The 26,487-nt window shown below is 70.3% G+C and carries 31 protein-coding genes; 16 read left to right on the forward strand and 15 right to left on the reverse strand.

Translation table 11 applies throughout. The annotated features are described in order from the left end of the window. Positions 1-2 precede the first annotated feature (2 nt). Positions 3-587 (reverse strand): cysteine hydrolase family protein, encoded by a 585-nt coding sequence (locus Ato02nite_RS42280; RefSeq protein WP_213012346.1) that lies wholly within the window; start codon positions 585-587, stop codon positions 3-5. 233 nt (positions 588-820) lie between these two features. Between Ato02nite_RS42280 and Ato02nite_RS42285 the strand changes: the two genes are divergently transcribed. Beyond that, positions 821-2,191 (forward strand): alpha/beta hydrolase, encoded by a 1,371-nt coding sequence (locus Ato02nite_RS42285; RefSeq protein ID WP_213012347.1) that lies wholly within the window; start codon positions 821-823, stop codon positions 2,189-2,191. 160 nt (positions 2,192-2,351) lie between these two features. Here the strand turns inward: Ato02nite_RS42285 and Ato02nite_RS42290 are convergent, their stop codons facing one another. From Ato02nite_RS42290 to Ato02nite_RS42305, 4 genes are all read right to left on the reverse strand, one after another. After that, positions 2,352-3,281 carry a sugar kinase gene (locus Ato02nite_RS42290; RefSeq protein ID WP_213012348.1) on the reverse strand — a complete coding sequence of 310 codons (930 nt, stop codon included), beginning with the start codon at positions 3,279-3,281 and terminating at the stop codon, positions 2,352-2,354. Next, positions 3,278-3,919, reverse strand: coding sequence for a bifunctional 4-hydroxy-2-oxoglutarate aldolase/2-dehydro-3-deoxy-phosphogluconate aldolase (locus Ato02nite_RS42295; protein ID WP_213012349.1), 642 nt, complete (start codon positions 3,917-3,919; stop codon positions 3,278-3,280). Before Ato02nite_RS42295 ends, Ato02nite_RS42290 begins: the two co-directional genes overlap by 4 nt. Positions 3,920-3,971: 52 nt before the next feature. Next, entirely contained in the window at positions 3,972-4,520 is a 549-nt protein-coding gene (locus tag Ato02nite_RS42300) for a hypothetical protein (protein ID WP_213012350.1), read from the reverse strand. 72 nt (positions 4,521-4,592) lie between these two features. Further along, on the reverse strand, positions 4,593-5,105 hold the full coding sequence (locus Ato02nite_RS42305) for a VOC family protein (protein ID WP_246608042.1): 513 nt from the start codon (positions 5,103-5,105) through the stop codon (positions 4,593-4,595). Between Ato02nite_RS42305 and Ato02nite_RS42310 the strand changes: the two genes are divergently transcribed. Continuing rightward, positions 5,104-5,949 (forward strand): PHP domain-containing protein, encoded by an 846-nt coding sequence (locus Ato02nite_RS42310; protein ID WP_213012351.1) that lies wholly within the window; start codon positions 5,104-5,106, stop codon positions 5,947-5,949. The two genes, Ato02nite_RS42305 and Ato02nite_RS42310, sit on opposite strands and share 2 nt — an antisense overlap. Before the next feature lie 84 nt (positions 5,950-6,033). Here Ato02nite_RS42310 and Ato02nite_RS42315 read toward each other — a convergent pair whose 3' ends face one another. Further along, positions 6,034-6,969, reverse strand: coding sequence for an SDR family oxidoreductase (locus Ato02nite_RS42315; RefSeq protein WP_213012352.1), 936 nt, complete (start codon positions 6,967-6,969; stop codon positions 6,034-6,036). A gap of 32 nt (positions 6,970-7,001) precedes the next feature. After that, complete coding sequence (locus tag Ato02nite_RS42320; RefSeq protein WP_213012353.1) at positions 7,002-7,625, reverse strand: NADPH-dependent F420 reductase; 624 nt, start codon at positions 7,623-7,625, stop codon at positions 7,002-7,004. 207 nt (positions 7,626-7,832) lie between these two features. Between Ato02nite_RS42320 and Ato02nite_RS42325 the strand changes: the two genes are divergently transcribed. Genes Ato02nite_RS42325 through Ato02nite_RS42335 form a run of 3 tightly spaced genes read left to right on the forward strand, consistent with a single transcriptional unit; the run spans position 7,833 to position 10,099 of the window. Further along, complete coding sequence (locus Ato02nite_RS42325) at positions 7,833-8,753, forward strand: LysR family transcriptional regulator (RefSeq protein WP_213012354.1); 921 nt, start codon at positions 7,833-7,835, stop codon at positions 8,751-8,753. 41 nt (positions 8,754-8,794) lie between these two features. Continuing rightward, positions 8,795-9,559: a hypothetical protein gene (locus Ato02nite_RS42330; RefSeq protein ID WP_213012355.1), complete on the forward strand. Its 765-nt coding sequence runs from the start codon at positions 8,795-8,797 to the stop codon at positions 9,557-9,559. 48 nt (positions 9,560-9,607) lie between these two features. Next, entirely contained in the window at positions 9,608-10,099 is a 492-nt protein-coding gene (locus Ato02nite_RS42335) for a hypothetical protein (RefSeq protein ID WP_246608043.1), read from the forward strand. Here the strand turns inward: Ato02nite_RS42335 and Ato02nite_RS42340 are convergent. Then, positions 10,096-10,686: a TetR/AcrR family transcriptional regulator gene (locus tag Ato02nite_RS42340; RefSeq protein ID WP_213012357.1), complete on the reverse strand. Its 591-nt coding sequence runs from the start codon at positions 10,684-10,686 to the stop codon at positions 10,096-10,098. The genes Ato02nite_RS42335 and Ato02nite_RS42340 overlap by 4 nt on opposite strands. A gap of 25 nt (positions 10,687-10,711) precedes the next feature. Here Ato02nite_RS42340 and Ato02nite_RS42345 point away from each other — a divergent pair, with 25 nt between their 5' ends. Together Ato02nite_RS42345 and Ato02nite_RS42350 are read left to right on the forward strand one after the other, a co-directional pair. Continuing rightward, on the forward strand, positions 10,712-11,452 hold the full coding sequence (locus Ato02nite_RS42345) for an SDR family oxidoreductase (protein WP_213012358.1): 741 nt from the start codon (positions 10,712-10,714) through the stop codon (positions 11,450-11,452). A 210-nt stretch (positions 11,453-11,662) separates the two neighbouring features. Next, positions 11,663-11,905 (forward strand): hypothetical protein, encoded by a 243-nt coding sequence (locus Ato02nite_RS42350; RefSeq protein WP_213012359.1) that lies wholly within the window; start codon positions 11,663-11,665, stop codon positions 11,903-11,905. On the opposite strand, the gene Ato02nite_RS42355 is transcribed toward Ato02nite_RS42350, so the two are convergent. The 3 genes from Ato02nite_RS42355 to Ato02nite_RS42365 all read right to left on the reverse strand — a co-directional run bounded on the left by Ato02nite_RS42355 (position 11,902) and on the right by Ato02nite_RS42365 (position 13,845). After that, positions 11,902-12,960, reverse strand: a complete 1,059-nt coding sequence (locus Ato02nite_RS42355) for an XdhC family protein (protein WP_213012360.1) — start codon at positions 12,958-12,960, stop codon at positions 11,902-11,904. The two genes, Ato02nite_RS42350 and Ato02nite_RS42355, sit on opposite strands and share 4 nt — an antisense overlap. Continuing rightward, the gene (locus Ato02nite_RS42360; protein ID WP_213012361.1) at positions 12,953-13,525 is read right to left on the reverse strand and encodes a nucleotidyltransferase family protein; all 573 of its coding nucleotides are present in this window, start codon (positions 13,523-13,525) and stop codon (positions 12,953-12,955) included. The genes Ato02nite_RS42355 and Ato02nite_RS42360 overlap by 8 nt, the downstream gene beginning before the upstream one ends. A 197-nt stretch (positions 13,526-13,722) precedes the next feature. Next, on the reverse strand, positions 13,723-13,845 hold the full coding sequence (locus Ato02nite_RS42365; protein WP_213012362.1) for a ribosomal protein bL36: 123 nt from the start codon (positions 13,843-13,845) through the stop codon (positions 13,723-13,725). A gap of 120 nt (positions 13,846-13,965) precedes the next feature. Here Ato02nite_RS42365 and Ato02nite_RS42370 point away from each other — a divergent pair, with 120 nt between their 5' ends. Then, positions 13,966-15,597 carry a S8 family serine peptidase gene (locus Ato02nite_RS42370; protein WP_213012363.1) on the forward strand — a complete coding sequence of 544 codons (1,632 nt, stop codon included), beginning with the start codon at positions 13,966-13,968 and terminating at the stop codon, positions 15,595-15,597. 129 nt (positions 15,598-15,726) lie between these two features. On the opposite strand, the gene Ato02nite_RS42375 is transcribed toward Ato02nite_RS42370, so the two are convergent. The 4 genes from Ato02nite_RS42375 to Ato02nite_RS42390 are packed head-to-tail and all read right to left on the reverse strand — an operon-like array spanning position 15,727 to position 18,870. After that, positions 15,727-16,218, reverse strand: a complete 492-nt coding sequence (locus Ato02nite_RS42375; RefSeq protein WP_213012364.1) for an NADPH-dependent FMN reductase — start codon at positions 16,216-16,218, stop codon at positions 15,727-15,729. Continuing rightward, positions 16,215-17,282 (reverse strand): LLM class flavin-dependent oxidoreductase, encoded by a 1,068-nt coding sequence (locus Ato02nite_RS42380; RefSeq protein WP_213012365.1) that lies wholly within the window; start codon positions 17,280-17,282, stop codon positions 16,215-16,217. The genes Ato02nite_RS42375 and Ato02nite_RS42380 overlap by 4 nt, the downstream gene beginning before the upstream one ends. Then, a complete protein-coding gene (locus Ato02nite_RS42385) occupies positions 17,283-17,783 on the reverse strand; it encodes a flavin reductase family protein (RefSeq protein ID WP_213012366.1) in 501 nt (166 codons plus the stop codon). It abuts the gene before it with no gap. A 13-nt stretch (positions 17,784-17,796) separates the two neighbouring features. After that, complete coding sequence (locus Ato02nite_RS42390) at positions 17,797-18,870, reverse strand: LLM class flavin-dependent oxidoreductase (protein WP_213012367.1); 1,074 nt, start codon at positions 18,868-18,870, stop codon at positions 17,797-17,799. Positions 18,871-19,013: 143 nt separating this feature from the next. Here Ato02nite_RS42390 and Ato02nite_RS42395 point away from each other — a divergent pair, with 143 nt between their 5' ends. The 8 genes from Ato02nite_RS42395 (at position 19,014) to Ato02nite_RS42430 (ending at position 26,151) form a co-directional block, all read left to right on the forward strand. Beyond that, positions 19,014-19,856, forward strand: a complete 843-nt coding sequence (locus Ato02nite_RS42395; protein ID WP_213012368.1) for an ABC transporter permease subunit — start codon at positions 19,014-19,016, stop codon at positions 19,854-19,856. Continuing rightward, a complete protein-coding gene (locus tag Ato02nite_RS42400; protein ID WP_213012369.1) occupies positions 19,853-20,836 on the forward strand; it encodes an aliphatic sulfonate ABC transporter substrate-binding protein in 984 nt (327 codons plus the stop codon). Before Ato02nite_RS42395 ends, Ato02nite_RS42400 begins: the two co-directional genes overlap by 4 nt. Continuing rightward, positions 20,833-21,522: an ABC transporter ATP-binding protein gene (locus tag Ato02nite_RS42405; RefSeq protein ID WP_213012370.1), complete on the forward strand. Its 690-nt coding sequence runs from the start codon at positions 20,833-20,835 to the stop codon at positions 21,520-21,522. The genes Ato02nite_RS42400 and Ato02nite_RS42405 overlap by 4 nt, the downstream gene beginning before the upstream one ends. Next, positions 21,522-21,947: a cupin domain-containing protein gene (locus Ato02nite_RS42410; protein WP_213012371.1), complete on the forward strand. Its 426-nt coding sequence runs from the start codon at positions 21,522-21,524 to the stop codon at positions 21,945-21,947. Before Ato02nite_RS42405 ends, Ato02nite_RS42410 begins: the two co-directional genes overlap by 1 nt. Before the next feature lies 1 nt (position 21,948). Continuing rightward, positions 21,949-23,043, forward strand: coding sequence for an LLM class flavin-dependent oxidoreductase (locus tag Ato02nite_RS42415; RefSeq protein ID WP_213012372.1), 1,095 nt, complete (start codon positions 21,949-21,951; stop codon positions 23,041-23,043). A gap of 106 nt (positions 23,044-23,149) precedes the next feature. Beyond that, positions 23,150-23,662 (forward strand): winged helix-turn-helix domain-containing protein, encoded by a 513-nt coding sequence (locus tag Ato02nite_RS42420; protein WP_213012373.1) that lies wholly within the window; start codon positions 23,150-23,152, stop codon positions 23,660-23,662. A 13-nt stretch (positions 23,663-23,675) separates the two neighbouring features. Further along, positions 23,676-24,932: an FAD/NAD(P)-binding protein gene (locus Ato02nite_RS42425; RefSeq protein ID WP_213012374.1), complete on the forward strand. Its 1,257-nt coding sequence runs from the start codon at positions 23,676-23,678 to the stop codon at positions 24,930-24,932. A gap of 178 nt (positions 24,933-25,110) precedes the next feature. Next, a complete protein-coding gene (locus Ato02nite_RS42430) occupies positions 25,111-26,151 on the forward strand; it encodes a S1 family peptidase (protein ID WP_213012375.1) in 1,041 nt (346 codons plus the stop codon). Positions 26,152-26,487 lie beyond the last annotated feature (336 nt).

The raw sequence follows: 26,487 nt of genomic DNA on the forward strand, positions 1-26,487 counted from the left end.
GGTCACCCTCCCAGATAGTCGTCCGTAGTGCGGACGGTGGCGAATCGCCCGGCCAGAACGTAGGCGGTGCGGGCCTTGATATCCGCCGGGGAAAGCGTACGCGGATCGGCCAGCAACTCCTCGACCGACCGATCGGCGGGGGCTTCCCAGTGCGGGATGGGGAACGTTCCGGTGGCGTCGATGACGAACGTCACCTCGTACCCGTAATCGGAGGCGACCCGGGCGGTGGTCTCGACGCACTGCTCGGTGTTCAGCCCGGTGACCGTCACCGAGCCCACGCCGGCCGCGGTCAGGGTCTGCCCGAGATTCGTCGTGGAGAAGGCGTTGTGCGAGGTCTTCGTGATGATCGGCTCACCGTCGGCGGGCTTCAGGTCGTCCACGATCCGCACGTGGCCGTTCGCCGGATCGAAGAGCCCGCCGCTGCCCGGTTCCGCATGCAGCACCCACACCACCAATTCCCCGTTGGCCCGCGCCGCGTCTACGAGACGCTGAATGTTGCCGATCAGAGCCGGGTTGTCGAGCGCCTTCCACAACGGCCGGGCCCGGAAGGACTCCTGTACATCAATCACGATCAGAGCGTTTGTCATGAGTCCATCCTTCGCCGCCGGCCCGGCGGCCCGACAGACACCATCCGGCCCATCAGCGGAACGATCCGGTCACCCATTCTTTCAATACGGGCATGGCGAAGTCCCGTGGTTATCAGCGTGGCGCCGTCGTTGGTCACCCACTTTGCCCGGGTTCCGGGCGGGCCCGATTCTCAGGGTTCGATCCGGGCGTTTCCCGATTAACCACCGAGTCCACATCGACCAGGCTCGACGTCATGAATTCACTGCTCTCGCTGCTGATGGTCGCCGCGTTGCCGGTGCCCGCCGCGCCACCGGCGGCCGGCCTCGACTGGTACACCTGCGGCAAGGCCGACGACGCCCAGTGCGCCTACCTCACCGTTCCCGTCGACTGGACGCATCCGGGCGGCGAGAAGATCGACATCGCCGTGGGACGGCGGCCCGCCCTCGACCAGGCGCACAAGGTCGGCACGCTGATCTTCGGGCCGGGCGGGCCGTGGGATCCGGGCGTCTCCCGAGTCACCGACGGTTACGACCGGTTCAGTGACACCCTGTTGGACCGGTTCGACATCGTCAGCTTCGACCCGCGCGGCTCGAACGGCAGCCACGCCGTCAGCTGCGACCCGGAGCAGGTCGCCGCCGCCCCCTACCCGGTGCTCGCCGACCAGCAGGACTTCGATGACATGCTCGCCTACAACCGCGCTCTGTGGGCCGAGTGCGAGCGGCGCACCGGCGACCTGTGGAACCACGCCGACATGACCAGCAACGTCCGCGACCTCGACGCGCTGCGGGCCGCCCTGGGCGAACGTCAGTTGACCTTCCAGGGCAGTTCCTACGGCACGCTGCTGGGCGAGGCGTACGCGGAACGCTTTCCCCAGCGGGTCCGGGCCATCGTGCTGGAGAGCGTCGACGACCACAGCAGCCGGTCCACCGCCGAGTTCCTGACCGCGCAGACCTGGGCCTCCGAGGACGCGTTCGACGCGTTCGTGGCCTGGTGTGCCCGCACCGAGTCGTGCGCGCTGCACGGCCATGACGTGGTCGCGGTGTGGAACCGGCTGTACGACTCGGCGGTCGCCGGCCGTCCCGACTTCACCCCGTTCGATCTGGTCGCGATCACCTACAAGCGCACCAAGGACGCCGACTACGACAAGCTGGCCGACTATCTCGCGGCGGTCGACGGTGGCGCCCCCGGCGCTCGGCTCGGCAGCCTGCCGGTGGTGCTGCCCGCGTTCTGCGCCGACTGGTCGCTGCCGGTCCGCGACTACCGCGAGTACGCCGGGCTGCTGCGCCGGGCCGCGCGGGTGGCTCCGCACACCCACTTCCCGGTGCAGGTGTTCGCGGTGACCTCCTGCCTGGGCTGGGAGAACGTCGTCTACCCGCAGCACGACCTGCACGTCCGCACCGCGACCCCGTTGCTGTTGCTCAACTCGCGGCACGACTCGGCCACCGGCTGGAACTGGGCCCGCAACGTGGAACGCCAGCTGGGCCGGCACGGCGTGCTGGTGACGTACGAGGGCGACGGCCACGGCTCGTACTCGCTCAGCCAGTGCATCCGCGCCGTGACCGACGCGTACCTCATCTCGCTGACCGTGCCCCCGCGCGGTACCAGCTGCGCCGCCGGCACCTGAAGGGTCGGATAGTTGGTGTATCCGATGTGGCCGCCGCGGAAGGCGGTGGCCACATCGGCGGTGTTGAACGGGCCGCCGGCCGCGAGTCAGGCCGGCAGGTCCGGGTTGGCCAGGAACATCGCCCCGAAACCCCGGCTGACCGGTCTCCGCGCGGCTCGATCTATCGCCGCAGGTCGCCGCCGGTCAGGGCCAGCAGCTCGGAGCGGTCGGGGGCGCCCTCGCAGTCGCCGGGGACGGTGACCGCGAACGCGCCGGTGGCGATCGCGGTGGACAGGCATTGACCGGGGGTGGCGCCGGCCAGCCGATCGGCGAGGTAGCCCGCCACGAAGGCGTCACCCGCGCCGACCGGGTCGACCACGGTCACCGGCAGGGCCGGAACGGTGTGCCGCTCGCCGTTGATCTGCGCCACGCAGCCGTGGCCGCCGTCCTTGAGGATCACCTCGGCCGGACCGAGTTTGGCCAGGCCACCGAGCAGGTCGTCGGCGTCGACGAACAGGGCCGCCTCGTCGGGGCTGGCGAAGACGATGTCGGCCAGGCCGGTCAGGTCGCGCAGCACCGGCGCGGCGTCGAATCGGGACCACAGTTTGGCCCGGTAGTTGAGGTCGATCGACACCGGCACGCCCGCCGCGAGGGCCGTCTCGACCGCCTGGAACACCGCGGCCCGGCAGGACTCGCTGAGCGCCGGGGTGATGCCGGTGATGTGCAAGATGCCGGCTTCGCGCAGCTCCGCCGCGGGAATGTCGGCGGGCGTGAGCCGGGAGCCCGCACTGCCGGCCCGGTGGTAATCGACGTGCGCGAACTCGCCGGACCGGCGGTGCCGCACCATCAGACCGGTGAACGCGTCGTCGGCCAGGGCAATCGTGCGCACCCCGGCCGCCTCGAGACGGGCCTTGATCAGCGCGCCGGTCGCATCCGGGCCGACCCGGCCGAGCCAGCAGGACTCACCGCCGAGCCGGGCCACGCCGATGGCGACGTTGCTCTCGGCACCGCCGATGCCGAACGAGAAGCCCTTCGCGTACGGCAGAGGGCCGATGCTGTCCGCCGCGACCAGCCCCATCGTTTCACCGAAGGTGAAAAGTCCCCCGGTCATGACCGGGCGAACGCGACCGCGCTGACCGCGTGCCGGGCCCGCGCGGCGAGAGCGGGCAGGCTGCCGCCGGTGGCGGCGTCGCCGATCAGCGGACCGCCCAGCCCGACCGCCTTGGCCCCGGCGAACAGCCAGTCGGCGATGTCCTCGATCTTGATGCCGCCGGTGGGCATCACCTTGATCTGCGGCAGCGGCCCACGCACGTTACGCAGGAAATCAGGCCCCAGGTTGGACGCCGGGAACACCTTTACCAGCGGGGCGCCCGCCTGATAGGCCGCGAACATCTCGGTCGGCGTGGCCGTGCCCGGGTAGAACGGGACCAGCGACGACTGCAGCAGCGCCACGTCGAGGTTGGGCGCCACCAGGAACTCGGCCCCCGCGTCGACCGCGGCCTTCGCATCGTCGGAGGTCAGCACCGTGCCCGCGCCGACCGCCACCGAGGCCGGCAGCTGACGGCGCAGGCCGGCCAGGGCCTCGATCGCGCCCCTGGAGGTCAGCGTGACCTCCAGGGCGGTGATGCCGGAGCCGACCAGCACCTCGGCCACGGCGGCGAACCCATCGGAGGTCGGCGCGCGCAGGATCGCCACGATCCCGCTGCGCACCACCGCGGCCGTCACATCGTCGAGCTTGTCGTTGGTCACGACTTAGATCCTGCCCGATATCGACCGGCCCAACCAGTGCCCAACCCAGTGGTCAGCGTCGCAGCAGTTGCCGGGCGCGACCCCGGACATCTCCATCGGACAGTTCCGACCCGGCCGGTGCTTCGATGTCGATCCGCAGCTCGACCCGTACGGCCTCCTCGAACTGCTGGATGACCAGGGGAACCTGGGTGAGCAGCTCGCGGAAGTGGGTCTGCGGCTGAACGCCGGACACGGATGCCGGGTTCATCTCTCCGTGCAGCTTCTGCAGCAGAACGTGCACGGCCAGGGCGGCGCTGCGCACCGGCCCGGAGGCGAGCAGCCGCACCCGCATCAGCGCCGGCGCGGCCTCGTCGACGTAGGCCAGCCCCGAGGCGGGCTTGTCACCGGAGTCGTAGGCGGAACGCAGTCGGTAGGTGTTGCGCTCGAAGACGGCAAGCAGCGCGACGTACGCGTCCTTACGCTCCTCATACCACCGCCGGGTGCGCTTGCGCCGATTGCGCACTTGTTCGTTACGAGCCGTCACGAGCAGCGCCGTTGCGGCCCCAGCCAGGGCAAACACCACGGCGACGAGGGGCAGCCCCCACCACGGGATCTCAGACACGCGCTAACCGTAGCGATGCCGGGCCCGCGAGGCACCTGAGTCGCCTGTCGTCGATCGGGTGGTAACGGTGCGTCAGGACACGCAGAACTCGTTGCCCTCGGGATCGTGCATGACCACGAAGTAGTACGAGTCGCCACGCTCGCGGCGCCGCACATTCGCGCCCAGCTCGACCAGCTCGGCGACCTTGGCATCGACGATCTCGACGCGCCGATCGTAGGGCAGCGAGTCGTCCCGCGCGGTCGGGTAGAGGTCGAGGTGGAGCCGGTTCTTCCCGGCTTTCGACTCGGGCACCTCCTGGAACCAGAGCGGCGGCTTGCGCCCGTCCGGGTCGAAGATCCGGTCGTCGAACGCATCGCGGCCGCCGAGCCGCCCGCGGTAGTGAGCCCACCAGGTGGTGTCCGACTCCGGCGGCGCCGGCTGGTAGCCCAGCACCTGCCCCCAGAACCGAGCCAGCCGGGCCGGGTCGTTCGCATCGATCGTGAGCTGCCAGAACATCATCAGCACGATAGCCGAGCGCCTCGTTCCGGTGTGGGCGGTAGCGTCGATCACCGAAGCGTTGCGGCCCGGTGACGTGGAGGTCGTCATGCCATTGCCCGCCGATAGTCATGTGCACAGCCAGTGGTCATGGGACACGCCGGTCGGTGACATGGAACGGTCGTGCGCCCGAGCCCTGCGGCTCGGCCTGCCGGCGATCGCTTTCACCGAACACCTCGACCACACCGTCTGGCGGATCGCGTTGGACGGCCCCTACGTCATGGACAATCTCACCGCACTCGCCGATGCCGACGGGCTGTTGACGCCGCCCGCCTTCGACGCCGCCGGATATCTGGAAACGATCGAGCACTGCCGGCAACGGTTTCCGCAGCTGCGCATCCTCAGCGGTCTGGAGCTGGGGGAGCCGCACCGCCACGCCGATCAGATCGCTCAGGTCCTGGCCGCGGGCCGCTTCGATCGACTGCTCGGCTCCCTGCACACACTGCCTGATCAAGCGACCTTCGCCGAACCCTGGGGCATCTACCCACACCGGGACCCCAACGACGTGGTACGCGAATATCTCGCCGGCGTGGCCACGATGGTGTCGACGAACGACCAGTTCGCCGTGCTGGCCCACGTCGACTATCCGGTCCGCTCCTGGCCGACCGAGACGGCCGGCCCGTTCGACCCCGCTGCCTTCGAGGAGGAGTTCCGCCACGCGCTGCGGCTGACCGCGCAGTCCGGCCGGGCACTGGAGGTCAACACCCGGCTGCCGCTGCACCCTGCCGTGCTCACCTGGTGGCACGACGAAGGCGGCGACGCGATCACCTTCGGCAGCGACGCCCACCTGCCCGACCTCGTCGGTCACGGTTTCCGCGAGGCCGCCCAGATGGCCGAGGCGTACGGCTTCCGGCCGGGCAAGAACCCCCACGACCTCTGGGCCCGAGCCGATTGAGTAACCATCCGGCCTTCTGGAACGCGGTGCCCGGGCCGCACTGAGCGGTCCGACCGGCTCTTTCTGAGCCGCGTCTTCGTGCCGTCAGCCGGCGGGGAAGTAATGGCCGTTGTCCAGATCGGCGAGCAGGCCGGGCTGAGTGGGTTCCCAGCCGAGGGTCCGGCGGGTGATGAGGTTGGACGCCGGGTAGCTCTGCGTGACCAGGTTGGCCAGGAACCCGAAGTAGCCCGGCACCATCAATACGTCCGTGGGAATGCTCATGACGGGCAGGCCCAGACGGCTTCCGATGGCCTCGGCGATCTCGCGGAACGGGATGCCTTCGTCCCCGACCGCGTGCCAGTACCTGGCGGCCGGCCCCTTCTCCAGCGCCAAGCGGAGCACGGCGGCGGCATCACGGACGTGCACGGCGTTCCACAGGTTCGCGCCGTCTCCGGGGTAGCCGACGAAACCTTTCTCCTTCGCGAGTGCGATCAGCTGCATGAGGAAGCCGGCGCGATCGGTCGTGCTGTGCGCGATGTTGGCGATCCGCACGACCGAAGACCGCACTCCCCGCTCGGCGAGGTCGATCACGGCGGTTTCCACGATGTTGCGAGCGTGCAGCGTGCCCTTGTGCTCATCGCCGGTGGGAAGGGCCGGGTCCTCCTCGGTGGCCGGCCGGCCCAGGCTTCCGGACGAGCCGATGCTCCCGGCCGCGACCAACGGCTTTCCGGTTCCCGCCAGTGCCTCGCCGTACGCGAGCATGATCGGGTGTTCCGCGGCGGCCACGGCGTCGATTCCCCCGGAGAACAGCAGGTCCTGCCGGTGGGCGAGGTGAATGACGCCGTCCGAGTCGGCGGCCGCCTCCTTGAGCCCGTCGAGGTCCTCGAGGTCGCCGCGACGTACCTTCGCGCCGAACGCGGACAGCGCCGCCGCGGCCGTGTCCGACCGGGCCAGACCGGTGACCTCGTGCCCGGCGGCGATGAGCTCTCCGATGATGTACGAACCGGAGTGGCCGGTCCCGCCAGTGACGAAAACGCGCATGCTGTTGTCCCTTGTGAGTGACCCAGGTGCGGTCAGCCGAGATTGTTGACGCCGAGGCTGAAGTTGAAGCCCCCCACGCCGTGCCGGGCCAGGCTGATCATCAACAGGCCCGTCCCTTCCAGCCAGTGCGCCATCTCCAGGCCTCCGGCATCCAACGGGCGTAGTCCGAGGCTCTCGATGAACGCCGATACGCTCGCCTTGGCCCGCGCGTCGTCGCCGGCGAAGAGCACGTCCAGAGGGCGGCCCAGGGCCAGGACGTGCCCGAAGACGGTGTTGAACGCCTTCACGACGGGCGCGCTCGCCGGGGCGGCCTTGGCGATCGCCTGCGCGGCGGAAGTGCCGTCCGGGGTGACCAGCCCGGTCGCGTCGGCGTTGACGGGGTTGGTGACGTCGATGATGACCTTGCCGGCCAGCGCGTTCCCGTACTGGGCGACGACCGGCACGGCGCCGGCGTGCGGCACGGCGAGGATGACGATGTCGCCGGCCGGAGCGGTGCCGAATGTCCCGGCCGTGGCGCCGCCGCCGAGCGCGGCGGCCAGTGCCTCAGCCTTGGCCGCGTCGCGACCGACGACCTCGACGGCGTTGCCGCCGGCGAGCGCCCGGGCGGCAAGGGCACCGGCCATGTTCCCCAAGCCGATAACGCTGATGCTGCTCATTGTGTGCCTGCTTTCTGGAGCTGAAACGGACGCCATGCGACCCCGTCTCAATTCATGACGTACTCATTGGTGTTCGATGCCGAATTCTTGTACCGAATTCGCTGCGGCCCATCAGCACCTATTAATTTGCCAGTGGCCTGAGTCGGTGTCCAAGACCTCTTTCAGCGGTCGCGATACCCTCGAGGCATCGCCGGACCGGGAGGCCCCATGGATCTGGACCTGCGCAAGTTGCGCTACTTCGTCGCCGTCGCCGACAAGCTGCACTTCGGCCGCGCCGCCGATGAACTGCACATCGCGCAGCCGGTGCTCAGCCGGCAGATCCGCGCGCTGGAACACGATCTCGGCACCCCGCTGCTGATCAGGGACAGCCACGGCGTGGCGCTGACCGACGCGGGCCGGCAGCTGCTGACCGACGCCGGCCCGCTGCTGGCCTCGGCGCACGCGGTCCGCCGCCGGGTGACCGTGGCCGCGCGCGGCAGCCGGCGGCTGATGGTCGGCTTCCGGGCGGGCATCACGGTCACGCCGGCGATAGGGCAGTTCGCCACCCAGCACCCGGACGTGATCGTGGACATGCAGCGGATCGAATCGGACGACCAGGCCACGATGCTGCTCGACGGCCGTATCGACGTCGGCTACGTGCGGCTGCCCATCGACGAGACCGGCCTGCGCGTCACCCCGCTGTACACCGAGCCGCGGGTGGCAGTCCTTCCCGCCGGTCACCGATTGGCCGGCAAGGAGCAGATCACCGAGGCCGACCTGGCCGGCGAGCCGGTGCTCTGGCATGCCGACCCGAGCACGCAGCCGACCCGGCGCCCGCACCCCAACGCCGGATACCTGGTACGCGGCGTGGACGAAACGCTCGAGCACGTCGCGGCCGGCCGGGGCATCTCGTTCCTGGCCCGTTCGGCGACCGTGTTCTACTCACATCCCGAGGTCAGCTATGTGCCCATCCCGGATCTGGCACCCGACCAGGTGTGCCTCGCGGTGGCGGAATCGCGCATCTCGCCGCTGATCGACGACTTCCTGACCGCGGCTCGGGAGACCTCCGAAATCACGGCAGAATGTGGAAACTACGAAATGTGGCAGCTGGGCGGCCATGCCGCTGCAAAGCCCGCTACCGAGGAGTAGAACGCGCCGGATGGCTATCCGCGCCGCGCGGATCGCCACACGTGCTGGGCCCACAACCATCGCAGGGGACGCTGCCGGGCATTGTTCGGGCAGATCTTTGCCGATTCGGCGATGGCCGCGCCGGCCGGCATCGCTGCCGGCACATCGAAACCTCAATCCGCACCGTACGGCCGGGTCCGCCGAACGCCACCATGTTGTCGGACCTGCGCGGTGTGAGCCCGTCAGTGCGTTCTATCGACCAGTCCTTCGGTACCTTACGAGAGCGAACCGCCGGTGCAACCACCGAGGACGGACTGATGTATCAAAGGCGGGATCTGGTCCATGCTTATCTGGGCGCTCAGCAACGTTCTTTCGGCGGTTACTACGCAGAGTCTCCGACGTTCAACGGCGCACTGAAAGCGCACTATCTGTCGCTTCTGGACGGCCTTCAACGCCTCTTCGGCGTGATTCTTGACGGGGACCTGGGAGCCAACCCGAAGCCCGCTCTTCTCATGCTGTTCCGGTCTACGGCCGATTCGCTGCTGACTCTGCGTACCCCTTGGTCCGGCTTCCTGGAGGCTGGGCTCATCCATCGCAATCTCGAAGAGGCGGGCGAGTGGGGCGTACGAGTCACCCGGGCCGGCGAACGAATCAACGCCGCCCTAACAGACGCCCGTGAGGGACACCTCGACATGCTCGACGCTCTGGTCGCCGCGATGCTGGGTGATCGCGCTGACCTGACGATCACCGAGGCCGACGTCCGGGCGGCCGGAATCGACATCCTCGCCGAACCGAATCCGACGGAATACCCCCTGTTCGACGCATAGATGGATCTGCCATCGCTCGTTCTGTCGGCTACGTGCGACGATGACCTCGTGTGCGCCTGGCGACGGCCCTATCGGGATGCTTTCCGCGTCTACACCGGATTCATCGCGGTGGCCGGAACCGTTTTCGCCCTCGTGGTCGCCACCATGATCGCCACGCACTGGCGGTCCGGGAGGGTGCTGCCGGTTGCCGGCGTAGGTGGTTTTCTCGGTGTGTGGCTCACGCTGGCGTGGCGGTTGCACCGCACAGCTCTGCTGGTGGGTGACGCGGGGGTTCGAGTGCGGTGGCTGCTGCGCACCCGGACCATCCCGTGGTCGCGGGTCAGTCGGTTCCGGACGGCGCCGGATGTCTTGGTCCGCGAACGGTTGTGGATCGTGTTGATCGACGGCCGAATGGTGCGCACCCCGGTCCAGCGCGCGAGCGGAGTCTTCGGGAGCGTGCTCAGCGACGGCGGGACCTGGCTGCGCGGATCGCGCTACGACACCTTGCTCGACGCGCTGACCGGCGAGATGCGATCACACGGCGTCACGCCCGGCGGCTAAGGCTGAGCCCGGAGGCCGTCGACCAGGATTGACAACAGCCGGGAGCCGCGGGCGTCGAGTTCGGCGTCGGCCAGGCGGGACAGCCAGCTGATCAGCACGATGACGTCGCGGACCTCGGCGTCGGGCCGGATGCTGCCGGCTGCCCGGCCCGCGGTCAGCAGCAGGTCGACCGCGCCGCCGATCGGGCCGAGGCTGTGGGCGGCCAGGTTCTGCCAGGTGGCTGCCTCGACGGCGGCGAACACATCGCGTTTGATCCGGGCGTACGCGGCCACCCGGTCGAACCAGGCCGCGAGTGCGTCCAGCGGCGGGTGGTCGGCCAGCAGCCGGGAGGCCGCGGCGACCAGCTCGTCGACCTCCTGGCGGTAGACCTCGATCAGAAGATCCTCGCGGGTCGGGAAGTGCCGGTAGAGCGTCCCCTGCCCGATGCCGCACGCCTTCGCCACCGCGTTGAGCTTCAGCTCGCCCGGCTCCCGGACCAATTCGCGGGCCGCCTGCAGGATCCGTTCCCGGTTGAGCTGGGCGTCGGACCGGCGCGGCCTGGCGGAAGCGGACACGTGTCCGATACTGTCGTCGAGGTAACCGGACATGTGTCCACTCTACTGGAGGATCCTCATGACCATCTCGGGCAAGGTCGTCGCCGTCACCGGCGCCAGCAGCGGCATCGGCGCGGAGACGGCGCGGCACCTCGCGTCCCGCGGGGCGCACGTCGTGGTGGGCGCCCGGCGCACCGACCGGTTGGATCGGCTGGTCGCCGAGATCGCGGCCGGCGGCGGCACCGCGGTGGCCACCCGCGTCGACGTCACCGATCCCGCCGATCTCCGATCGCTGGTCGACACCGCCGTCGAGCGGTTCGGCCGGCTGGACGTCCTGGTCGGCAACGCCGGCGTCACCCGGATCGGTCCGATGGCCGACCTCGACGTCGCGGGCTGGTCGGCCATGGTCGACGTGAACGTCAATGGCGTCCTGAACGGGATCGCCGCCGCCCTGCCGGTTTTCCGCCGGCAGGGCAGCGGTCACCTGGTCACCGTCGTGTCGACCTCGGGTCTGAAGATCGTCCCGACCCAGGCGGTGTACGCCGGGACGAAGAACGCGGTCCGCACCTTCCTGGAGGCCCTGCGGCAGGAGAGCACCGACGGTGTCCTGCGCACCACGTCGATCTCCCCGGGGTACGTGCGCACCGAGCTCATCGACAACGCCGTCGACGACCCGGCCACCCGCGAGCAGATGCGGGAGAGCATGGCCGGCCTCGGCATCGAGCCGATCGCGGTGGCCCGGGCGATCGCCTTCGCGATCGACCAGCCGGACGACGTCGAGATCGGCGATCTGACCATCCGGCCCACCCGCCAGGGCTGATTCATCGCAGCCTGCCGAGAGGGAAGGTGAAAGGCGTGCCGTGACCATTCGGGCAGCGGTGAGTTAGTCGGACGGCCGACCCCGTGCGGCGGAAACCACCGATCTTGGTGGTCGCGCCGCCGCCAGCTCTAGATCATGAACACGCACACTGTCGTCATCAACGACGATCCGAGGAGACTATCGGTGCCAACAGGAACAACACTCGCTCGGTTGGTGGACGAGTTCACGGCGAACTTGTACCAGCACGGCATCGTCATCGATCGGCAGAGCGTGGAGCGGGAGATGCGGGACCGGATCGCGCAGATCGCCGACCGGCTGCGCGTCGACCCGCAGACCGTCCTTCGCGAGCACGCCTGCGACAGCTGGGGGCGGCAGATGTCGGCGGGTGTGGTGGACCAGATCCAGAGCGAGCGCCTGCTCGACGTCGCCGCCGCGAACATGCGGATGAGTTAGTCGCGCGGGCGGGCCGGGTGGATCGGGCCGTCGGTCTCGCTCAGCCGTGACCCGCTGCCGCCGTGCCGCAGCGCCACGATCTCGGCGGCGATGCTCACCGCGGTCTCCTCCGGCGTGCGGCCGCCGAGGTCCAAGCCGAGCGGCGACGAGAGCCGCCGAAGATCAACCTCCGCGACGCCGGCGTCGGCGAGCCGGGCGAGGCGGTCCCGGTGGGTGCGGCGAGAGCCCATGACGCCGGTGTACGCGACGTCGAGGCGCACCGCGACCTCGAGCACCGGCACGTCGAACTTCGGATCGTGGGTGAGTACGCACAGCACCGTGCGGTCGTCGATCCGCCCGGCCGCCGCCTCCCGGGCCAGGTAGCGGTGCGGCCAGTCGACCACCACCGTGTCGGCGGCCGGGAACCGGGCGGCGGTGGCGAAGATCGGCCGGGCGTCGCAGACCGTGACGTGATAGCCGAGGAACGAGCCGATCCGGGCGGTGGCCGCCGCATGGTCGGTGGCCCCGAACACGATCATCCGGGCCGGCGGCCGGAACGACGCGGCGAACACGTCGACCTCGCCGACCCGGCGCAGGCCCGAGAGGTCGGAGACGGAGGCGTCGAGCGACGGGTCGCCGAGCGTTCCGGCCGGGCCGTCGTCGGTCAGCACCAGATGCCGGGCGTCGTCGAGCCGGGTCACCAGGGTCGCCGGCCGGCCCGCGAGCACCGCCGAGGCGAGCGCCGGCAACTCCGGGAACGACGCCGGGCACACCCGCTCGACCAGTACCGAGATCGTCCCGCCGCAGGTCAGCCCGATCCCGAACGCCTCGTCGTCGCTCACCCCGAACCGTGCCGTCCGCGGCATCCCGGACGACGCCACGGACACGCACAGGTCGTGCACGGCCGCTTCCACGCACCCGCCGGACACGCTGCCGACGACCGAGCCGTCCGGCCCGACCGCCATCGCGGCGCCGACCGGCCGGGGCGCGCTCGACCAAGCGGCGGTGACGGTGGCGAGCCCGGCCGCGGCCCCGGAGCGCCACCACGGCAGCAACGCCGGCAGCACGTCACGCATAGGGGTTGAGCTCCGGCACGTCCAGATCCAGGTCGCCGGCCACGTCCCCGACCTCGACCACCCGCACTGCCTCGGCGTGCGTCCGCAGGTAGTCCCGGGCGCCGCGGTCCCCGCCCGCCGCCGCAATCACGCCGTCCCAATGCTCCCGGCCGAGCAGCACCGGATGACCACGCCGCCCCTGGTAGGCACCCATCACGAGGGCGTCGGCGGCGGCGTGCGCGCTCACTCGCCGTACGGCCGAAGGGGTGACCTCGGGCATGTCGACCAGAAGGACCACCACTGCCGTGGCCGGCGTGCCGGACACGGCGCGCAGCCCGGCGCGCAGCGAGGAACCGAGCCCGCTCGCCCAGTCGGGGTTGATCACGACCTGCGAGTACCCACCGGTGAACGGCTGAACCTCGGGCGCCGAGGCGCCCAACACCACCACGCTGAGTGCGACACCGGCCGAGCGCAGGGTGTCGGCCCCGCGTTCCACCAGCAGGCTTCCGGCGTACGGGACGAGAGCCTTCGGCCTTCCGTAACGGCTTCCGGACCCGGCCGCCAGCACCAGCCCCGCCGTCTCCATCCCGCGAGCGTAACGCCGGGTGAGCGACGCCGTCATTGCCGCGGCGTTTCCAGCCGGGCCGGCCGGGTGGGGGGATTGTCCAATGCGGAGCAAGCGAAAGGCCGGAGACCCGTGGCGGCGGTTCTCCGGCCTTTCGCTCTGTCAAAGTTATCGCGTGACCGCGAGTTTCGCCCGGCTATCTCTCCGGCGTGTGGGCGTCAGCCCTGTCGGCCGTTCCAGCGCGGATTCTTCCGGTTGATCACGACCAGGCGCCCGCGGCGGCGGGTGATAACCGAACCGGGCTTGCTCTTCAGCGACCTGAGCGAGTTACGGACCTTCATCTCGGAACCTCTCTCCACGCCGGGTGATTCACCGGCGCGATCTGCAGAACGCGGGTTGCCACCTGGTTATTTCTGGCCACACCGGTAAGCTCACGACCCGCTCCGGCCGATCGACCTGCCATGCGAATGAGAGTTCTCGGCACCCTTCTGGCCGCTGCCGCCGTTGCCGCGGCCGGCACCGTCGTTCCCGCTCAGGCCGCCGAGGGGAACGTCATCGGCGCCGGTCTGCCGGGTTCGATCCCCGGGCGGTACATCGTCACGAAGAAGGCACCCGGGGGCCTCTCCGCTCAGGGCGCGGCCAGGTCGTCGAGTTATGCCGCCCGCTTGACCGCCAAGCAGGCCCGGCGCCTCGCCGCGAACCCGGCCGTCGCGTTCGTCGAGCAGGACCGGATCGTGCACGCCGAGACGACCACCTACCGGAACCCGGTCTGGGGTCTCGACCGCATCGACCAGAAGCCGGTCACTCTCTCCAAGACCTACACGCCCAGCGACGACGGCAGCTCGGTGCACGCGTACGTGATCGACACCGGCATCCGGATCACTCACAGCGAGTTCGGCGGCCGGGCTTCCTACGGCTTCAACTTCGTCGACCACAACACCAATGCCGCCGACTGCGAGGGGCACGGCACGCACGTGGCCGGCACGATCGGCGGCCGGACGTACGGGGTTGCGAAGAGCGTGCAGCTGGTTGCGGTCAAGGTGCTGGACTGCGACGGCGAGGGTGAGCTCTCCGAAGTCATCGCCGGCATCAACTGGGTGACCAAGAACGCGAAGAAGCCGGCCGTGGCCAACCTGAGCCTCGGCGGTTCGAACAGCCCGTCGCTGAACGCCGCCCTGCAGAAGCTGATCAACTCGGGCGTCACGGTCGCGGTGGCGGCCGGCAACGAGAACGTCAACGCGGCCAAGGAGAGCCCGGCCAACCTGGCCGCCGCGATCACCGTGGGCGCGACCGACGCCAAGGACAAGCGCGCCTCGTTCTCCAACTACGGCACCGTGCTCGACATGTTCGCGCCGGGCGTCAACGTCCGGTCCGCGTTCGCGAGCAGCGACACCGCGACCGCGTCGGCCAGCGGCACCTCGATGGCGTCGCCGCACGTGGCCGGCGCGGCCGCACTGGTGCTCGACGCGTACCCGGCCTGGACCGCCGCGCAGGTGCGCAACTACCTGGTGTCGAAGGCCACCACCGGCAAGGTCACCGGGCTGAAGGGCTCGCCGAACCGGCTGCTGTTCGTGCCCGCCCCGCCGGCCGCCGTGGTGATCAAGACCGCCGGTCTGACCATGACCGCCGGTACGGCGTTCTCCTCGCAGCTCGCCCTGACCTCCAGCCGCCGCGGTTCGTGGAGCCTCGCCGAGGGCACCCTGCCCACCGGGGTGAAGCTGTCCCCGGCCGGCGTGGTCTCGGGCACGCCGACCGCCCCCGGCACCGACACGATCAAGGTCCGGTTCACCGACTACGTGCCCACCGCGGTCACCAGGAGCATCGCGGTCACCGTGAACACCACCGGCCCCGTGATCCGGACGGCCGCGCTGCCGGACGGCGCCGTCGGCGGCTACTACCACCAGCAGCTGGCCGCGGACCGGACCGGCACCTGGGCACTGAGCGGCGGTGACCTGCCGGACGGGCTGGCGCTGGACAGCACCGGCCTGATCACCGGCGTGGCCACCGCGGCGGGTTCGTCGACCTTCACGGTCGAGTTCACCGACGACTGGGGCCGGACCGCCCGCTCCGAGCTGACCATCGCGGTCGGCTGAGACAGGACCGGCTCCGCTCGGCGACCCGGGGGCACAGGGGTCGGCGAGCGGAGCCGGGGCGTTTCGGCGGTCGCACCCGCCGTCATGCCTGTGGTCAGGACACTAGACGGGTGATTTGTCAGTGCGCTGTTACGAAGCTGTGGGATTGCTGTAGGCCTCGGCGTACCGGTCGGCGATCGCCTTGGTCTCCGGCAGGTCGGCCTCCACCACCGGCAGGCCGTCGGCGACGTCCGCGCCCAGCTCGGTGAGCAACTGGCGCAGCAGCGCCTCCGCGGCAGCCGCCTGCGGCGGCACGCCGGCGGTCACCACCGGCACGGCGGTCTTCCCGGCCAGGGCCTGGGCCGGCAGCTGGTCGAGGAGCACTTTCAGTACGCCGGTGTAGCTGCCCTTGTACGTCGGGGTGGCCACCACCAGCACCTCGGCCTCGCGCAGCGCGGTCACGGCGGCCGCGGTGGCCTCGTCGCCGGGCGTGAGCAGACCGGTGCCCAGCTCGCCGACCTCGATCACGGTGGGCGGGAACCCGCCGGTCTTCTCGCCGAGCGCCTCCCCGACCGCGATGGCCAGCACCGAGGTGCGGGAGCCGGGCCGGGGGTTACCCGAGACGACGACGATGCGACTCATTTTTCTCCTTGGGACAGCAGGGGCAGGACGTTCTCGCCGAACCGCAGCGCCTCTTCCAGGTGCGGCTGGCCGGAGAGGATGAAGTGGTCGAGCCCGAGCGCCTGGTATTCGCGGATCCGGGCGGCGACCTCGGCGTGGCTGCCGACCAGGGCGGTGCCGGCGCCGGGCCGGACGATGCCGAAGCCGGCCCACAGGTTGGGCGACACCTCGAGGGAGTCGCCGGTGGTGAGCGCGGCCATCCGGCGCTGGCCTTCCGACTCGGTGGCCGCGAACTGGGCCCGGGCCCGGTCGATCTCGCTCTGCGGCACCCGGGCGAGCAGCGACCGCGCGACCCCCCACGCCTCGTCGGACGTGTCCCGGCTGATCACGTGCAGGCGGATGCCGTAGGTGAGTTGCCGGCCGGCCTCCTTGGCGTGGGTGCGCACGGCATCCAGTTTGGCGGCCACCGCGGCCGGCGGCTCGGCCCACGTCAGATAGGTGTCGACGTGCCGGGCCGCCACCGGGAGCGCGGCCGGCGACGAGCCGCCGAAGAAGATCGGCGGCACCGGGTCGGGCGCGTCCCGCACGGTGGCGTTCTCGACGTCGTAGTGCTCGCCCCGGAACGTGTACGGCGTACCCGCCCAGGCACCCCGCACGACCTGCAGGAACTCGGCGGTCCGGGCGTAGCGCTGATCGTGCGAGAGGCGGTCGCCGAAGCGCCGCTGCTCGCTCGCCTCCCCGCCGGTGACGACGTTGAGCGCCAGCCGCCCGCCGGAGATGCGCTGGTAGGTCGAGGCCATCTGGGCGGCGAGGGTCGGCGAGATCAGCCCGGGCCGGAAGGCGACCAGGAACTTCAGCCGCTCGGTCTCGCCGAGCAGAGCGGCCGTGGTGAGCCAGGCGTCCTCGCAGAACGTCCCGGTCGGGGTCAGCACCGCCTCGAACCCGGCCTGCTCGGCGGCCCGGGCGACCAGGGCGAGGTAGCGGATGTCCGGTGGCCGGGACGTGTCGGCGGCCAGCGAGGCCTGCCCGCCGCTGACGATGTCGTGGCTGTCACCGGCGGTGGGCAGGAACCAGTGGAACGGCATCTAGGCAGCCTTCCGCAGATGGGCGTAGTGCCCATCGTGGTACACCAGCGGCGCCGCGGTCAGGTCCTGGTGATGATCGCCGGTCTCCGGGGCGGCCAGCACGATGCTGTGGTCGCCGGCCTCGACCCGGCGCACCACCCGGCAGACGATCCGGGCCAGCACCCCGTCGAGCAGCGGCACCCCGCCCGGTCCGGGCTGCCAGGCGCCGTGCGTGGCGAACCGGTCGATGCCGCGGGTGGCGAACGTGCGGGCCACGTGCTCCTGCTCCTGGGTGAGCACATGCACGGCGACCACGTCCGCCTCCGCGACCGCCGGCCAGGCCGAGGCGGTCTTCGCGAGGCAGAACGACACCAGCGGAGGGTCGAGCGAGACCGAGGTGAACGAGGTGGCGGTGAAGCCGGCCGGTGGTTCGCCGGGCGCTGTGATCACCACGACCGCGGCGGCGTGGCGGCGCAGCAGCGCCCGGAAGAGATCGGCGTCCACGAGAGAGGTGACGGTCACGGGTGCCTCCTGGCTAAACGGTGGCGAGCTCGCGATGGCGCAGCTCCTGCCGAACGAGCGGGATCAGGTGCCGGCCGTAGTCGACGGCGTCGTCGACCGGGTCGTAACCGCGGATGAGAATGGTGGTGACGCCGAGATCGACGTAATCGAGCAGAGCCTGGGCGACGGTCTCCGGCGAGCCGACCAGCGCGGTCGAGTTGCCCTGCGCGCCGCTGGCCTTCGCGGTGGCCGTCCACAGGGCACGGTCGTGCCGATCGGATTTGGCCGCGGCGGCCAGAAGGCGCTGCGAGCCGACGTTTTCCACCAGGATCTTCTTGTCGCCCGCGAAGGAGGGCCCGCTCTCGATCGTGGCCAGGATGCGGGCCGCCCGCTCCCAGGCCAGCTCGTCGGTGGCGGCCAGGATCGGGCGGAACGAGACGCTGATGCCGAGCGGCCCACGCCCGGCCGCCGCGGCCGCGGCCTGCACCGAGGCGATCTGCTCGGCGGTCTCCTTGAGCGGCTCGCCCCACAGGGCGTAGACGTCGGCGGTGGCGCCGCCCACCCGGTAGGCCGCCGCCGAGGAACCGCCGAAATACAGCGGGATGCGATGGGCCGGCTGGGCCAGCAGGGAGAAATCCTCGAACCGGTAGAACCGGCCCTGGTGCGAGAACGGCTCGGGGGAGCTCCAGGCCCGGCGCAGGATGGTGAGGTACTCCTCGGTGCGCGCGTAGCGGTCGTCCTTGGTCAGGTAATCGCCGTCGCGGCGCTGCTCGGCGTCGGACCCGCCGGTGATCGTGTGCACCGCCACCCGCCCGCCGGTGAGCTGGTCGAGGGTGGCGAAGGTGCGGGCGGCCGTGGTGGGGAAGACGAATCCGGGCCGGTGCGCGATCAGCAGTCCGATGTGGCCGGTGCCGGCCGCCGCGAACGCCGCGACCTGGTTGGCGTCCGGGCTGGACGAGGAGTAGGCGACGAGGATGCGGTCGAAACCGGCCTCCTCGTGGGCCCGGGCGAACCGCCGCACATAACCGGGGTCGACCACCGGCCCGGAGGGCGCCCTGGTCTCGGAGACGTCCCGAGTGCCGATCATGCCGACGAACTCGACTGTCATGGTGCTTCCACCCTTTGGGATTGTGGAGAACTGCCCTCCACCCTCCGCCGCTCGTGACATCGCCGTCAATGGTCGTCCCATATCCTAGTAAACCTAGAGAGTATGGTTGACATGGCGGAGTTGCGGCCGTCAGAGTTGCGGCCATGTCCACTACTGCGATCGCCGGTCCCGCCACCGCGGCGGAGACCGGGGCGACGCCCTCGAAGAAGCGGGCTCTGCCGTACCGGACGATCTCCTGGATCGTCCCCGTTCTGCTGCTGCTCACGTGGGAACTGCTCGCCCGAGCCGGCGTCATCGCACCCAATGTGTTGCCGGCGCCCAGCTCGGTCGGCACCACCGCGTGGCATCTGACCGAGACCGGCGAACTGCCCCGCCACCTGTGGGAAAGCCTGAAGCGGGCCGCGATCGGCCTCGCCATCGGGGCCAGTGTCGGCCTCGTTCTCGGCGTCCTCACCGGTTTCTCGAAGCTGTTCGAGGCCCTCATCGATCGCAATATTCAGATCGTCCGGGCCATCCCGTTCCTGGCGATCCTGCCGCTCGTGATGGTCTGGTTCGGCGTCGGCGAGAGCGGCCGGTTCTTCCTGGTCGCCCTGGGCACGCTGTTCCCGATCTACCTGAACACCGTGCTCGGCATCCGCCAGGTCGACCCGAAACTGCTGGAGATGGGCCGGGTCGCCGGCCTCTCGAAGCTCGACATCGTCCGGGTCGTGATCCTGCCCGGCGCCCTGCCGTCGATCCTGCTCGGACTGCGGCTGGCGCTGACCAACGCCTGGCTGGCCCTGGTGATCGCGGAGACCGTCGGCGCACCCGCCGGCATCGGCTTCATGGCCACCAACGCCCGTGAGTTCCTGCAGACCGACGTGATCGTGCTGGTCATCGTGCTGTACGCGCTGATCGGCCTGACTACCGACCTGATCGCCCGCGCCCTGGAGCGTCGTCTCCTGGCGTGGCACCCCAATTACGCACCATCCGGAGGAAGAAAGTGACCCTGTCCCGCCGCAACCTGCTCGGCGCCGCGCTGGCTCTGCCTGTTTTGGGAATACCCAGCCTCGCCGCCTGCGGCAACGACGACGAGGCCGCCGCCGCAGCCGGAGGGCGCAAGAAGGTACGCCTGACCTACGGAGCCATCTCCGTTCCCAAGACCCGCGGTGTCTTCGAGAAGACCCTCAGCGACCAGGGCATCGACGTCGAGTGGGTCGGCCCGTTCCCGAACCACGCGCCCACCCTGCAGGCCGTGGCCACCAACACCGCCGACTTCAGCTTCGGTGGCAGCTCCACCCCGGCCGACCAGGCGCTGCTGTCCGGCAACAAGCTCGTCTACGTCGCCTGGTCCAGTTCGACGCCGCGCACCTCGGCGATCATCGTGCGGCCGGAGAGCGGCATCACCAGCGTCAAGGACCTGGCCGGCAAGAACGTCGCCGTCAACAAGGCCGGCCTCGGCGAGTTCCTGCTGGTCGCGGCGCTGGAGAAGTACGGCGTGCCGCGCGACTCGGTCACCTTCACCTACCTCAACCCGCCGGACGCGGCGCCCGCCTTCGGCAGCGGCAAGGTCGACGCCTGGTCGATCTGGTCCGGCCCCCTCGAGCTGGCCCAGGTCCAGTACAACGCCAAGTCGATCTTCACCGACGGCGACGAACTGGACAAGCAGATCGACTTCGGCACCTACCTGGTCCGCGAGGAGTACGCCAAGAAGGAGGCCGACACCATCCGCAAGGTGATCGCCGCCTACAAGGCCGAGCAGGACTGGGCCAACGCCAACCCGGCCGAGGCCCAGAAGATCGGCAACGCCGTCTCGAAGTACCCGCAGGCCGTGGTGGACAAGCTGGTCAAGAACAACGTCCAGGTCACCTGGAGCCTGATCAACGACGAGGGCATCGCTCAGCTGCAGTCCGGCGCGGACTGGCTCACCGACCACAAGGTCCTGAGCGGGAAGATCACGATCGCCGACCACGCGGTGAAGCTATGAGTACCGTCCTGGCCGAGAAGATCACCCGCCGGTATGGGTCCCGCACCGTCCTGCACGAACTCGACCTCGCCATCGACCGGGGCGAGTTCGTCGCCCTGCTCGGCAAGAGCGGCTGCGGCAAGACCACGTTACTGCGGGCACTGGCCGGGCTCGACCCGGTCGACGGCGGCACCCTCGAGGTGCCGCAGCGGCGCACGGTCGTCTTCCAGGAGCACCGCCTGCTGCCCTGGTGGAAGGTGTGGCGCAACGTCGCCATCGGCCTGCCCCGCTCGACCGCCCGGGCCAAGGCGCAATCGGCCCTGGAGGAGGTCGGCCTGTCCAACCACGCCGACGCGTGGCCGGTCACCCTCTCCGGCGGCGAGGCCCAGCGGGTCGCGCTGGCCCGGGCCCTGGTCCGCGAGCCCGAGTTGCTGCTGCTCGACGAGCCGTTCGCGGCCCTGGACGCGCTCACCCGGATCAAGATGCACGGCCTGGTCCGCGACCTGACCAGCCGGCACCGGCCGGCCGTGCTGCTGGTCACCCACGACGTCGACGAAGCGGTCCTGCTGGCCGACCGGGTGCTTACCATGCGGGAGGGCCGGATCGCGGCCGTCCACGAGGTGCCCGCCGGCGCCCGCGAGCGGGGCTCCGCGCCCTTCGCCGCGCTCCGCGGCACCCTGCTGGGCGAGCTGGGGGTGACCGAGTAATGGCCGATGCCTTTCACCAGAAACTGCACCACGTCGTTCCGACCGCGCTGTCCGGGGACACCGCACAGACCAAGGGGATGACCCGGGTCGAGGCGATCAGCGGCAAGACCGTCGGCAGCGAGAAACTGTGGATGGGCGAGACCCACGTGCACGCCTCGACGGCCAGCGACAACCACCACCACGGCGAATCGGAAACGGCGATCTACGTCGTACGCGGCAATCCGGTCTTTGTTTTTTACGACTCTTCCTCGAATGAGGAGAAGCGCTACGAGACCAAGCCCGGCGACTACATCTTCGTGCCGCCGTGGGTGCCGCACCGCGAGGAGAACCCCGACCCGGACAACGAGGCCGTCGTGGTGATCGCGCGGACGACGCAGGAGGCGATCGTCGTCAACCTGCCGTCGCTGCGACCGGAGGAGGACTGACATGCCCGTCGACTTCATCGGGCTGATCGCCACCCAGGACGGCTCGGAGAGCACGCCGGCCACCACCGCGCTGATCGATCCGGCGTTCACCACCCGGATCGCCCGCGCCCACGAGGACTCCGGCTTCGATCAGGTGCTCCTCGGTTACAGCTCGGCCTACCCGGAGGGCGCGCAGGTGGCCGCGTACGCGGCGGCCCGCACCGAGACGCTGAAGTTCCTGGTCGCGCACCGGCCCGGCTTCGTCGCGCCGACCCTCGCCGCCCGGACCTTCGCCACCCTCGACCAGTTCACCGGCGGCCGGGTCACCCTGAACATCATCACCGGCGGTCACGACGTCGAGCAGCGCCGGGACGGCGATTACCTCGCGAAGGACGACCGCTACGCCCGCACAGACGAGTACCTCGGGATCCTCCGTCAAGCCTGGCTCTCCGACGTGCCGTTCTCGCACCGGGGCCCGATCTACCGGTTCGAGGACTTCGTCTCCCAGGTCAAACCGGTCAACGGAACGATTCCGATCTACTTCTCCGGCTCGTCGCCGGCCGCCTACCGCACCGGGGTCAAACACGCCGACGTCTACATGTTCTGGGGCGAACCCCTGGCCCAAATTAAAGAGCAAATTGCTTCCGTACGGGCGGAAGCCGCGGCCATCGGTCGGGCCGCACCGCGTTTCTCGGTCTCGTTCCGCCCCATTCTCGGCCCGACCGAGGAGCTGGCCTGGGAACGGGCGGAAGCGATCCTCGGGCGGATCGGCCAGGTCACCGCGCCGCGTTTCTTCCGTAACTCCGACCGGGCGAGCCCGGCCAACACCGGTTCCCAGCGCCTGCTGGCGGCCGCGGCCGAGGGGGACCGGCACGACCGGGCCCTCTGGACCGCGACCGCGAAGGCCAGCGGTGCCGCCGGCAACTCCACCGCCCTGGTGGGCACCCCGGAGACCGTCGCGCAGGCCCTGCTCGACTACTACGACCTGGGTGTGACCACGTTCCTGATCCGCGGTTACGACCCGCTGGACGACGCCATCGACTACGGCCGCGAGTTGATCCCCGCGGTCCGGGCCGAAATCAACCGGCGGGACACCGCCCGGCTTGTCGCCGCTTGACTTTCCGTTACATGATTTAACCTATCGAACAGATGGGACATGTATTGTTGGCCGTCGCCGGGACCCGGCGACGGCCGGCCACACACCCCACCCGTAGGAGGAGCCAATGTCCGCGCTCGCCGTCGCCCACCCCCGCCGCGTACACCTGCGTCCCGTCCCCGCGCTGCCGCCGGAACCGCCGGTGACGGTGACCATCAGCATCGCCGGTGGTGCGGCCGAAGGTCGCACCCGCGTCCTGGCCGCCCTGCGCGACCTGGTCGACGCGGCCGGCCCGGGCGCCGAGGTGGCCGTCGAGCCGGCCGAGCCGGACAACGGCAGCCCCATCCACCTCGACCCGCGCGCCCGCACCGCGCTGCGCGACGGCGCTCAGCTCGACCTGAGCCGCCTCGAGTACGACCTGCTGCTCTTCCTGGCCCGCCACCCGCGGCAGGTGTTCAGCCGCAGCCAGCTCCTCGCCCAGGTGTGGGGCCACACGCACACCACCAACCGCACGGTCGACGTGCACGTCAGCCGGTTGCGCACCAAGCTCGACGACCCCGAGGTCGTCACCACGGTCTACGGCCTCGGCTACCGCTTGGCCGACGATGCCAAGATCACTGTTACCGGCAACGAGCAGTAAGGGGCACAGCACCATGGCGGGACGCACGGTGGCGGTAGTCGGCGGTGGCGCTTCGGGCGTGCTGGCCACGAAGGAGCTGCTGCGCGGCGGTGACCGGGTCGTGATGATCGAGCCGGACGAGCCCGGTGGCGGGCTCGCCTACGGCACGGCCCGCCCGTGGCACCTGCTGAACTCCCGGGCCGGCGCGATGAGCGCCGACCCGGAGGACCCGGGGCACTTCGTCCGCTGGGCGGGCTGCTCGCCCGAGGAGTTCCGGCCGCGCGCCGAGTTCGGCCGCTACCTGCGCGACGTCTTCGGCACACTGACCGGCGTCGACGTGGTCAAGGCCCGCGCCACCGGCCTGTCCGCGCACGGTGTCGCGCTGGACGACGGCCGCGAGGTTCGCGCCGACGAGATCGTGGTGGCGACCGGCAACCCGGCGTCGGCCCAGCCCGCGGCCCGCCCCGACCACCCCGACTACATCCCCGACCCGTGGCGGCCCGGGGTGCTCGACGCGATCCCGTCCGACGTGCCGGTGCTGCTGGTCGGGGCCGGGCTGACCGCCATCGACGTGGTCCTCACGCTCACCGCCGACGGCCGCCGGGACGCCCCGATCACCGCCGTGAGCCGGCGCGGCCAGCTCCCGCTGAGTCACACCCCCGTGCCGGCCCCGCTGGCCGCGGTGCCGATCGACCAGTCGCTGACCCTCCGGGACCTGGTCCGAATTGTCCGGGCAGAAGCGGAAAAAGCGGGAGACTGGCGCGCGGTCGTCGACGGCCTGCGCCCGAACCTCGACCACCTGTGGGGCAGCCTCACCAACGAGGAGCAGGAGCAGTTCCTGCGCCACCTGGCCCGCCCCTGGGAGTGTCACCGCCACCGGATGGCCCCCACGGTCGGCGCCACCATCGACGCCCTGCGCGAGGAGGGCCGCTTCGAGGTCCGCGCCGGCGGCATCCGCTCGATGACCGCGCCGCCCGCCGGTGGCCTGCTGGTCGAGCTGGAGGCCGGCGTGCAGTGGTTCGGCGCCGTGGTGAATTGCGCCGGTCCCGGGCGCCTGCCCGGCGCGGCCGGTGGCTTCGCCGGCGCCCTGCTCGATGCCGGGCACGCCCGGGTCGGCCCGCACGGCCTCGGCCTCGACATCGACCCCGAGGGCCGGGTCATCGACGCGGACGGCCGGGTGTGCGACAACCTGTGGCTGATCGGCCCGCTGCGCCGCGGCGCCCAGTGGGAGACCACGGCGGTGCCGGAAATCCGCTCCCAGGCCCACGCATTGATCGATCGCCGTAAATAGCCCCATCCCGGTTCGGTCATAGTCCGGCAGTATGACGAGGTTGTTTTCCCAGGTCAGGGCTGCATTGATGGGCATCGTGGCAACAATCGCCACATCTTGTGGGCATATTGAGAACTCTCAATACTGCAAGAGCACGGTGCGCCATCGGCGTACCCCCCACCCCCCTGGGAGGAACCAAGTGCTCAACCGGAAGCTGCGCCGACCGATCGTCGGCCTTGCTGCCTGCGTGCTCGTCGGCTCCGCGTTCGCCGCGTCACCCGCGTCGGCCGCACCCGTCGCGGGCATCGACCCGTCGTTCGCACCCTCCGCCCTCGCCTCGAAGCTCGACACGCAGTTCGGCAGCAAGACCGCCGGCTCGTACGTCGACGCCGCCGGCAAGGTGGTTGTGAACGTGACCGACGCCGCCACGGCGGCCCAGGTCACCGCGTCCGGCGCGACCGCCCGTTATGTCACGCACAGCGGTGCCGAACTGGCCGCTGCCGACAACTCGCTCAAGGCCACGCTGAAGACGCCCGGCACGACGTTCGCCGTCGACCCGATCACCAACGTGGTCGCGGTCACCTACGACAGCACCGTCACCGGCGCCAAGCTCGACGCGGTCAAGGCCACCGTCGCCAAACTCGGCGACAAGGCCACCCTCACCGCCGCCCCCGGCACGCTCAGCACCACCATCTCCGGTGGCGACGCGATCTACGCCGGCGGCGGCCGCTGCTCGCTCGGCTTCAACGTGCGCAACAGCGCCGGCACGAACTACTTCCTGACCGCCGGCCACTGCACCAACATCGGCGCCACCTGGACCAACGGTTCGACCACGCTCGGCACCCGGGCCGGCACCAGCTTCCCGGGCAACGACTACGGCATCGTCCGTTACACCAACACGACGATCACCAAGACCGGTGGCGTCGGCTCCCAGGACATCACCTCGGCCGGCACGCCGGCCGTCAACGCCACGGTGTACCGCCGCGGCTCCACCACCGGCATCCACTCCGGCCGGGTGACCGCGCTCAACGCTACGGTCAACTACGCCGAGGGTTCGGTCTCCGGGCTGATCCGCACCACGGTCTGCGCCGAGCCGGGCGACAGCGGCGGCTCGCTCTACTCCGGCACGACGGCTCTGGGCCTGACCTCCGGCGGTAGCGGTAACTGCTCCTCCGGTGGCGTGACCTACTTCCAGCCTGTCACCGAGCCGTTGAGCGTGTATGGCGTCAGCGTGTTCTGATCCTTCCTGCTAGGCAGGAAGCGGCCTTGCCCTCTTCTGGGGGTGGGGCCGCTTTCTTGCTTGCGCTGGGACGGTTGTGGGCCGGGAGTGACCATGCTGGGCGGTAAAGCATCTATGCCCTGCATGGCCGCTCCCGGCCCACAACCTTGCATGGAAGCACGTTTCGGGCAGGATTTCGCTCGCTCGCTCGCTCGCTCGCTGGCTGGCTGGAGCTGAGCGATCACCTCACCGGAGGTGGGCACTGCTGCCGCGCTTCTGGGTCGCCGGGCGAATCGCTCACGCCGGCCCGGCTTGGTGGTGGGTTAAGCGAACATTCCGCGCCTCTTGCGGCCGTAG

This window comes from Paractinoplanes toevensis (assembly GCF_018332695.1).
Classification (GTDB): domain Bacteria; phylum Actinomycetota; class Actinomycetes; order Mycobacteriales; family Micromonosporaceae; genus Actinoplanes; species Actinoplanes toevensis.